We start from the raw sequence: 9,019 nt of genomic DNA, 5'->3' as shown, positions 1-9,019 counted from the left end.
CTCAAGAGCAGACTGTTATCCCACTATTTGATTGGGCAACTCAAATCACCCACTCTTGCTATGAAATTGGGCTAAGCTGACCACCACATTTAGTACATCTGCGTAAGTCCTGAACTTCCTATGTTGTTAAGAAAATGGGCAATGAGCGATCGCCCATTGCCCAATAAACTCATGTCAAACGTTGTGAGCTTATAATTTCACATTGCTTTACTCACTTAAGTAGTCAATCTGCCGCCATCAGTGCGCCGAATTGCAATCACCGCAGGCTTGGGTGGGTCATTTGCAACTTTGCTGGGCCAGTTGGAGCCAATTGGCACTTCGCGAGTTTGCTTAAACTCTTGCCCAGCTGTGGTTTTCATTGCATATTCCCGTGTCTCTGCGGCTCCATCTGTCCGAATGCCGCCGATTTCACCAGGGTGCTGGACTGCGAGGAATAGAGTTTGCTGGTCACGGGTAAAGAAAGGTCCGGTTGTTTCACTGTCAATTGGCCCCATGCCAAACAAGAACGCCTTGCCTGCGTCGTTTCCAGAAGTTGGAATGAACCAAATGGAGTTATTGCCAAACAAACCTCTCAAATTGGACTGACTCACTGCCTCACCGTTTTCGTCAACTCGGCTAGGAACAGCGCGGTTGTGTTTGTCAGAAGACATGTCTGTCACCATCCAAAGGTTGCCGCTAGCGTCAATCTCCAGATTGTCGGGGTTGGCGAAACCTAAACCTCCTTCGGCAGGTTCACCACCCAGCGCTACCATTTCCCAGGTAAAGGTCATGGCTGCTGGTTCGTTGCTATCTTCGTTGAGCCGCATAATCCAGCCATATTCATAGGATGTTTCACCATTGGGTCCAACGAAAATGCGCTTGTCAGGGCCACCATCACCCCCAGAGGTTCCAGAAGTGTAGGTGATAAACAGCGTTCCATCGGGTCTAACGTCAGTGTCTTCAGGACGAGCGGTTGCTGTAACCCCGGCTGCGTTTGCTGCGTAGTGAGCATCAATTAAAATTGCACCCTGACGTTCCCGATCGGTGCCTGAGTAAAGCTGTCCTAGCGTGCTGAACTGCTGCTTGAACTGTTGCACCGCTTCATCGCTATCTACTTTGACGATGCCACCGTCAGGGCGATTGGGCAGAGGAATCATGCCACCTTCAATGGTTCTGGGCAGATCAGGGTTGACTGGCGTATCGGGAGCTAGAGCAATCCAGCTACCCGTACCGTCTTCGTTGAATTTTGCGCCATACAGCATTCCTGATGCCAGCAGGCGAGAGTTAGCTTTGGACTGGGGATCGCTGACGGTGCCAGTGCTGACAAACTTGTAGAGGTGTCCGCCCCGGCGATCGCATCCAGAATAGAAAGCCAGTTGCTTGCCTGCTTCTGCCCGAACACCGACTGCCTCGTGGCGATAGCGTCCCAGCCAAGTGTGCTTTACTCCGTAGTCGTTGGGGTTAGCCGGATCGACCTCTACAACCCAGCCGTACTTGTTGCCAGCTAGCCCAATCACGTTGCCCTGCCCACCAACATCCTCATCGTCGATCACAAACGTCTTGTCGCCCGGAGACATAGAACTGCCATCAGCGTAGACGGGTTCTGGTACCTGAGCCTGGAAATTTTCCTCGGCACTCAGTACTGTTCCCCAAGGGGTGGTGCCGCCTGAGCAGTTGCCAAAGCTACCGATGATGCGATCGCCTAGTCCATCGGTGTAGCCCTGTACTCTGGTTTTGCGGAACACAGCCGTAGCCGGGCCAGTTGAGCCGAGATAGCGACCGTCATCCAAGCCAGAAGCCCCTGTGATGCGGCGATCGTTGCCTGAGTTGGTGCGCTCCCAAACGCCGTCTGCGTTCTTACGAATCGAGATGACGCTGAGTCCCTGGTCAACCAGCGCTTCTACCGAGATCTCGCGAATTTGAGCCTTGATTGGGTCATTGTCATCTAGAGAATAAGCATCGATTCCGTCTTCTCCGGCGACTTCGAGCGCAGCTTGAACCTGCTCAAACGGTAGAACCTTCCCAAGCACAGGTTCATAACTTGGAATCCAGGCAAGCGGGCTAACATATTCATGGTTAACGGTCAGATAACCTTCACCCTCGCCCGTTTCCACAAAAGACAAGTAGTCATTGTTGTAACCAAAGTGAGAATCCCCAACCGGGTCACCCCAAGCTGCAATCACATCATAAGTAAAGCCATCAGGTAGCACTACGTCGTCTATAACCGTGTAGCTGCTATATTCAGCAACCTGATTAGCAACATCAATACTGCTTGTTTCAAGCGGCATCGGCCCTTTTACCGGAATAAAACTCAACCCATTGGGGGTACTAGCCTGTGCCGCACCCGTCTGAAAGGGCATTGAGAATTTCTGCCCAATTTGGGCGACAGGCGCAAGGGCGATCGAGCCTGCGCTTGCCCCCAAGAACATAAGAAAATGTCGGCGTTTAACAGTCATACAGTTTGTTCTCTCTACAGGATCTCTACCCAAACCAGTAACCGATGCCTACTTTTGAGCGGTCTGCTAGCTCAGAAGGCGTCGGTCAATAAATGCCCATAGTGAGAAAATTTACATAGGTTGATTTAAGAAACGGTAATCTCAGGATTAAGGACTGAACTTTGATCTAGCGAATAATCTATAGATTCTTCAAAGGTTTTCTGACGTTTTAGCTCTCAGTTTTGTGTGACTTTGATCGCAAGTAATCAGAAATTGGGCGGAAAACAAAATTTTGGCATGAATGCAGGAATTGGAGCTTGATGTAAGTCCTGCATTGGAACAATGCTGAACTGAAACTAAGTCTCTAACTTCAAGTGCAGAACGAACTATCAAACTCCGCTAAAACTTTCGACTAACAGGTCATATTACCTATGAATACGCTCACACATTTGCTGCATTTGCCTACTGTTCTAACTGTGAAGGGGTTGCTGCTGGCAGGTGGTTTGATAGTGGGTGTGTCACCTGCTTGGGCTGGAGGGGGTGGACCGCTACAGCAGCCTCGCTATCTGGAAGTGAGAGAGGTGCAGGGCAGTGTCACTTCGCAGCAGCGACCTGTGCAGGTGGGCGATCGCGTTCAGTCCCAGGCAACGGCCATCACAACAGGCGAAGATTCTGGTACCACACTAGTCTTAGACAACAACAGCGGCACTGTTGCAGTTGCAGAAAATACTCAGTTGGCAGTGGATCAAGTCGCTACCACGCCCACGGGTGGGCAACAAACCGAACTCTCGCTGCAAGAAGGAGAAGTGAGAGCCAACATTCAAACCTTTACAAACCCAGAATCTAGCTTTCGGGTAAATACTCCTGCTGGAGTCGCAGGCGTTCGCGGCACGGAGTTTAGCGTTGTTGTGCTGCCAACGGGCGAAACCAGAGTCACCACCTTTGAAGGGTCCGTGGAGGTGACAGCCCAGGGGCAAACTGAGCTGATTCAACCAGGTTATTTCAGCCAGCTTACCCCCGGTCAGCCTCCTACAGAGCCACGTCCTGCGCCCGGAGATACTCGACTCAGTCTTCAGTTTTTGACCGAAGCCGGAGTCGAGCGGCTACAGATTTCGGCAACGGTACCTCCTAGAAGTCAGGTTTTGGTCAATCAGCAGTCGTTGCCCGTCAGTTCAACAGGGGAAGTAAGCGCGGTAGTCGATGTGCCAAGCGATCGCCTCCTGCGGATGGTCGTGCGTGACCCGTTTGGCATTGAGCAAGTTTATGAATTAGCGTTACCGATGATGGCGCTACCTGAATCGCAAGCGACTCCCTCAGAAACAGAGCCAGAGGAAACAGATTCCTTAGAAGCACCGGAAGAAGCAGAGCCAGAAGGCACAGAGCTAGAAGACACAATGCCAAATCAAGATCCATCCATCGCTCCGCAAGAATCATGAGCCAAACAAACGGCGGGTGGGCATCGCCTCCGCTCGATTGTCATCCGCCCGATGGACAAGTTGCTCCGGCTAACAGAAGCGCGCTTCGTCTGATTTTTGGAGTGAAAATGCTGACGCTTGTTGTCTTGGCGATCGCTCAACTGTCGCCTCTTTCCTTCCAATTTGGTGCTTTAATCCACCCAAAGATTGATTTCTTTTCATTTGCCTGAAACTACTTAAAACTAAGTTTAGACTTGTATAGAGTTGTGCTTAAAAGAGACTTTAATTAGCATCAAGTAGCATCAGGGGCATTCCCAAGCACGTTCATTAAATCTTATTGGGGCATCTACCCAGCATCAAGCTTGAACCAAGATTTTTTTTGGTTGTTGCAAAAAAATCAGGTACGGCAAGCTAAGTATAAACTGTACATGAACTCGTACTCATGCTGACTGCATTTCCACACTTAAATTAGGTTTATGTCAGACGGCGCTTCCTATATCTTGTTGGTAGACGACGACCCAAGTAACTTGTTTCTGTTAGAAGCACTGCTTCGTTCTCATGGGTATTCAACCCAGTCCGCCAAATCAGGATTGGAAGCGTTGGCGATCGCTCGTACTGAGCAGCCCAGCATGATCTTGCTGGATGTCATGATGCCGGGAATGGATGGCTTTGAGGTCTGTCGAGAGCTACGCGCAGATACTCAGCTACAGGCTACTCCCGTAATTTTTCTCACCGCTCTGGCAGACGAACAGTCTCACCTTATGGGGCTACAGGTCATGGGTGATGACTACTTTACAAAGCCCGTTGACCAGCGCTTATTGCTCACCAAGGTTGCCAGCACGCTGCAACTACAGCAGTTCCGAGATGCTCAGGGACAGGCAAACCTGGCAAAGCCAGTCTCAGCTCAGCCTACCGAGAACGGACAAGTTCCAAAAGAATTGGAACACCAGGATGAGACGGTTGAGCAGGTGAGTGAGGCGTTGCTTGATAAACTGCGCCTGTTTGTGCCAGATCAGCTCTTGTCGCGCATTGCGCCCGCAGGCTTAGATTCCATTCAGGTTGGCAACGCCACCGAAGCAGAAGTCACCATCCTCTTTTCTGATATTCGAGAATTTACTGCCATTGCTGAGTCTCAACCCGCCAGTGAAACTTTTGACTGGTTAAATGCTTTCTTTAAACGCATGGACGAAGCAATCAAAACTCATCATGGCTTTATTGATAAGTACCTCGGTGATGCAATCATGGCAGTGTTTGATCGTCCTCACCAGCACGCTCAAGATGCCCTTACAGCGGCGATCGCCATGCAGCAAACTCTGAGTGAATTTAACCGTGGACGGACTCGGTTCAACTTAGAAGACCCGATTCGCATTGGCATTGGCATTCACACGGGTCTTGCCATCATTGGCACACTCGGTTCAGAGCAGCGAATGGACTCTACGGTAATCGGAGATGTCGTCAATACGGCTGCCCGTCTGGAAGAACTCACAAAGTTTTATGGTTGTTCTGTTCTCCTCAGTGAATCAGTGATTGATCAACTTCAGCAACCTGAACTATTTAACTTTAAGTGGCTTGACTGCGTTGCACCTCGGGGAAAGCAGCAGCAAAGTAATTTATATCAGCTCTTGGGAATGCAAATGCCTGCTTGCCCTGGCACTCATTGTGAAGTAGTGAGTTAATGCAAGTGTGCTTTTGACGTTTGTGCGGTGACAGTAAGTAACGGTTGATTACTAAGATCGATATCAACTATCAAGAGATTCTTGATATTGGCAAATTTAGGCAGAGGGGTGAGATACCATATCCGCTTGGGTAGTTAAAACCTGAGCGGTTTTGGCTTTTGGTGCAACCTCCTCAACCGAGGATCTTATGCAAACGGATCGAAGTATGTCTGCTCTCAAACCATCTTTTTGTCAGATTGTTCCGCTGCCGACGTTTCAACGGTTACAAGAATTGTTGCAGCAGATGGTTCATGCGACTGAGGCGGAATCTCTAGTGTTGACGGACAGTTTAACTGTGTCAGATGAGCTTGAGCAAATCGGGGTAGGGCAATTTACACTGATTGTCTCAAAGCCGTTTAGCGCTTTGCTATGGCGGGAAGCGTTTCAAACTGAGAAGAACAGTTTTCAGGATGAGCGGCGTATGTGCCGAGTTGATTTGACCTTTGAGCCAGAGGCGATCGCCACTTTCTTACATCAACTCAACGCTTTACCACACAAACCGACCTTTCCGCAAACCATTAAACAACTTTGTGCAAAGCTACGACCAAACAATCCCCGGATTCAAAGTGAATTTACGCTGCGGCTAATTGCCGCTCTCTCGACTGCGCCTGCGGCTAGCTCAGATTTTTCCTCGGAGGCAAAGCAGCAGTCTCAAACCTTGGAACATCAGGTCATCGAGCGTACTCAAGAGCTACATGATGCTGTGCTGGCAGCCCAGTCGGCAAGTCGGGCAAAAAGTGAGTTTTTGGCAGCGATGAGCCACGAACTGCGAACGCCGCTCACCTGCATCATTGGTATGTCTTCGACTCTCTTGCGTTGGTCATTAGGAGAGCTAAACCAGCGCCAACGAGATTGTCTACAAATTATTCACGACAGCGGTGAACATTTGCTAGAGCTGATCAATGACATTCTCGATCTTTCGCAGCTAGAGGCTGGCAAGGCCATTCTTAATCTGCGTGAATTTTCGCTCTCCAGATTAGCCCAGCAAAGCCTGAAGGCATTTGCAGAAAAGGCAGAAGCGAAGCAGGTGAATTTAGAGATTGATCTGCATCTGGAGCCAGATTGCGATCGCTTTACCGCAGACCCCCACCGAGTTCGGCAAATTTTGTTTAACCTGCTGAGCAACGCGATCAAATTTACTCCATCGGGTGGCAGGGTCACACTAAGAGTTTTTGCGAGTCGAGATTTTGCCACATTTCAAGTCAAAGATACGGGAATTGGCATTCCCGAACATCAGCGATCGCTCCTATTCCAAAAATTTCAGCAGCTTGACCAATCCTATCGCCGTCAGTACGAAGGCACAGGACTGGGGCTGGCGCTGGCAAAACAACTGGCAGAGCTACACAGCGGTTGGATTGACGTAGACTCGACCGTTGGCGTAGGTTCTGTCTTTACTGTGCGACTGCCTGCCCTGCGAACTCAGGCAGTCGGAGCCGCCCCGCGAAAGTTAGATCTACCAGTTCTGCCTACCCAACCAGCCGGACAGATCGTTCTAATCGAAGGACAAGAGGAAAGCGCTAATCTGATTTACCCGATGCTGACAGCAGCCGGATATCAGGTGGTGTGGGTGCTAGAAGGGTCAGCAGCGATCAACCAACTCGAAGTTCTCCAACCGATCGCTGTCATTGTCAATCTGCAACTGCCCGACATCGACGGTCACAGCCTCATCCGCCAGCTACGCGAAAACCCTGCTACCAAAAGGCTCAAGATTGTTGCTTTGATGAGCGACACCCTACCAGAAGACCAAAAACACTGCTTTTTAGCAGGTGCCGATGATTGTCTAGCTAGCCCGATTCAACCAGAAGAGGTGTTGCAAAAGGTGATTGCGTTGACGGCCGTAGTGAGGTGATGGGGGTTGAGGGTTAGGGATTGGGGTTACCCTTTCCCCTCGTTACAAGGTGAAACTTGGGAACGAGTTGATACTGCTTTCCCTAGCCCCCAGCCCCTAACCCCTTCCCCTCCCTTTCCGGTTTTCACCTCACAACTCAAGAGAGTAGGACATAAGTCTCTTTAAATCTCCATGAAAGAAGCTGATTCTCTCTTTGAGCAAGCCTTACGCTTTCATGCGGAGGAAAGGTATGAGGAGGCGATCGCCACTTATGACCGTATCTTGCAGAACAAGCCTAGCTCCCATCGCGCCTGGAACCATCGAGGCTTGGCACTTGCTGACCTGGAGTTTTACGGGGAGGCGCTAGTCAGCTACGATCAGGCGTTGCGCTACAAAGCGACGTACCCGGAAGCCTGGAGCAATCGGGGTGATTGTCTAGCAGCACTCAGGCGTTATCAGAAGGCGATCGCCAGTTTTGACAAAGCGCTAGAACTGGAGCCGACCTACTTTGAAGCCTGGAATGGTCGCGGTGTAGCGCTGTTGGGCATGGAGGAATATGAGGAAGCAATCGCCAGCTTTGACAAAGCTCTGGCCTTTGCGCCCGATGACTGCGAGGCTTGGAACAATCGCGGCATTGCCTTGATTAGCTGCGACCAATTTGAGGAAGCGTTGGTTAATTTTGACCAAGCGTTGCGGCTCGAACCTGACTACTACCAGGCATATAGTAACAAGGCGAATGTGCTGCTGTTGCTCCAGCGGTTTGAGGAGGCAGTCTCCAGCTTTGATCAGGCGCTTCACTTAGAACCAGATGATGTGGGTGCATGGCACAACCGGGGTATGGCTCTGGCAAATTTGAAACGCTATGCTGAAGCCTTTAACAGCTTCGATCGCGCCCTTCAACTAGGGTTCGCTACACCCGAAGTCTGGCACAACCGGGGCATGATGTTAGGCAATTTAGGGCATCACCAGGAAGCGGTCGCCAGCTATGACCAGGCTCTTGAGCAAACCGACCATCTAGATATCTGGAACAATCGAGGACTGGCTTTGCTGAAGTTAGAACGTCACGAAGAGGCGATCGCCAGCTTTGACAAAGTCCTGAAATTGAATCCAGAACTTCACCTCACCTGGGATAACCGGGGCCTGGCACTCACTGTCTTAGGTCGCCACGAGGAAGCGATCGCCAGCTTTGACGAAGCACTTCAGCGCAAACCTGACTACTATCAGGCGTGGAACAATCGGGGCATTGCTTTGTACAGTCTGGAACGTTACGACGATGCGATTGCCAGCTATGATCGCGCCCTTTGGCTCAACCCAAACATTCCCCAAGCCTGGAATAATCGAGGGAATGCCCTGCGTCGCTTGGGTCAGCGAGATGAAGCGATCACCAGCTACGACCACGCCCTTGACCTCAACCCCAATTACGAACTCGCCAAACAAAGCCGAGAATCGACCTTAAAGGAACTCACTACCAGCAATTAGTCCGGTAGAATTCCAAAGACCGTGATGCTGTGTTTTCAGAGCAATTTAATTTGATCAGGACTTACGCAGCGGCACTAGGGATAGGGGGTGGTTAAGTTGAGCTATGCTCGCTACAGTTCCAGTATGAGTGCATCAAACAGCGATTGCGATGACATTTACTAAGCTGGA

At 50.4% G+C, this 9,019-nt stretch carries 6 protein-coding genes; 5 read left to right on the top strand and 1 reads right to left on the bottom strand.

The genetic code is table 11. From position 1 onward, the window contains the following. Window positions 1-215 precede the first annotated feature (215 nt). Entirely contained in the window at window positions 216-2,435 is a 2,220-nt protein-coding gene (locus tag H6F93_RS14765) for a PhoX family protein (protein WP_190681987.1), read from the bottom strand. A gap of 410 nt (window positions 2,436-2,845) precedes the next feature. On the opposite strand from H6F93_RS14765, the gene H6F93_RS14760 reads away from it, so the two are divergent. The 5 genes from H6F93_RS14760 to H6F93_RS14740 all read left to right on the top strand — a co-directional run bounded on the left by H6F93_RS14760 (window position 2,846) and on the right by H6F93_RS14740 (window position 8,851). Then, complete coding sequence (locus H6F93_RS14760; RefSeq protein WP_190681985.1) at window positions 2,846-3,850, top strand: FecR family protein; 1,005 nt, start codon at window positions 2,846-2,848, stop codon at window positions 3,848-3,850. Next, window positions 3,847-4,059, top strand: a complete 213-nt coding sequence (locus tag H6F93_RS14755) for a hypothetical protein (protein WP_190644395.1) — start codon at window positions 3,847-3,849, stop codon at window positions 4,057-4,059. Before H6F93_RS14760 ends, H6F93_RS14755 begins: the two co-directional genes overlap by 4 nt. A gap of 246 nt (window positions 4,060-4,305) precedes the next feature. Continuing rightward, a complete protein-coding gene (locus H6F93_RS14750; protein WP_190681982.1) occupies window positions 4,306-5,505 on the top strand; it encodes an adenylate/guanylate cyclase domain-containing protein in 1,200 nt (399 codons plus the stop codon). Window positions 5,506-5,710: 205 nt separating this feature from the next. Next, entirely contained in the window at window positions 5,711-7,393 is a 1,683-nt protein-coding gene (locus tag H6F93_RS14745) for an ATP-binding response regulator (RefSeq protein WP_242043472.1), read from the top strand. A gap of 171 nt (window positions 7,394-7,564) precedes the next feature. Beyond that, complete coding sequence (locus tag H6F93_RS14740; RefSeq protein ID WP_190681977.1) at window positions 7,565-8,851, top strand: tetratricopeptide repeat protein; 1,287 nt, start codon at window positions 7,565-7,567, stop codon at window positions 8,849-8,851. Window positions 8,852-9,019: the final 168 nt, after the last annotated feature.

The sequence above is a fragment of the Leptolyngbya sp. FACHB-671 genome (assembly GCF_014695745.1).
In the GTDB taxonomy this organism is placed as follows: domain Bacteria; phylum Cyanobacteriota; class Cyanobacteriia; order Elainellales; family Elainellaceae; genus JAAUTN01.
Note: the sequence above shows the minus strand (reverse complement) of the source record. Positions and strands in the feature narration are given on the sequence as shown.

What these genes read in the sequence shown, in the direction of transcription:
- H6F93_RS14765 (WP_190681987.1), bottom strand. Translation starts at nt 2,435, where the DNA reads ATGACTGTTAAACGCCGACATTTTCTTATGTTCTTGGGGGCAAGCGCA.
- H6F93_RS14760 (WP_190681985.1), top strand. Translation starts at nt 2,846, where the DNA reads ATGAATACGCTCACACATTTGCTGCATTTGCCTACTGTTCTAACTGTG.
- H6F93_RS14755 (WP_190644395.1), top strand. Translation starts at nt 3,847, where the DNA reads ATGAGCCAAACAAACGGCGGGTGGGCATCGCCTCCGCTCGATTGTCAT.
- H6F93_RS14750 (WP_190681982.1), top strand. Translation starts at nt 4,306, where the DNA reads ATGTCAGACGGCGCTTCCTATATCTTGTTGGTAGACGACGACCCAAGT.
- H6F93_RS14745 (WP_242043472.1), top strand. Translation starts at nt 5,711, where the DNA reads ATGTCTGCTCTCAAACCATCTTTTTGTCAGATTGTTCCGCTGCCGACG.
- H6F93_RS14740 (WP_190681977.1), top strand. Translation starts at nt 7,565, where the DNA reads ATGAAAGAAGCTGATTCTCTCTTTGAGCAAGCCTTACGCTTTCATGCG.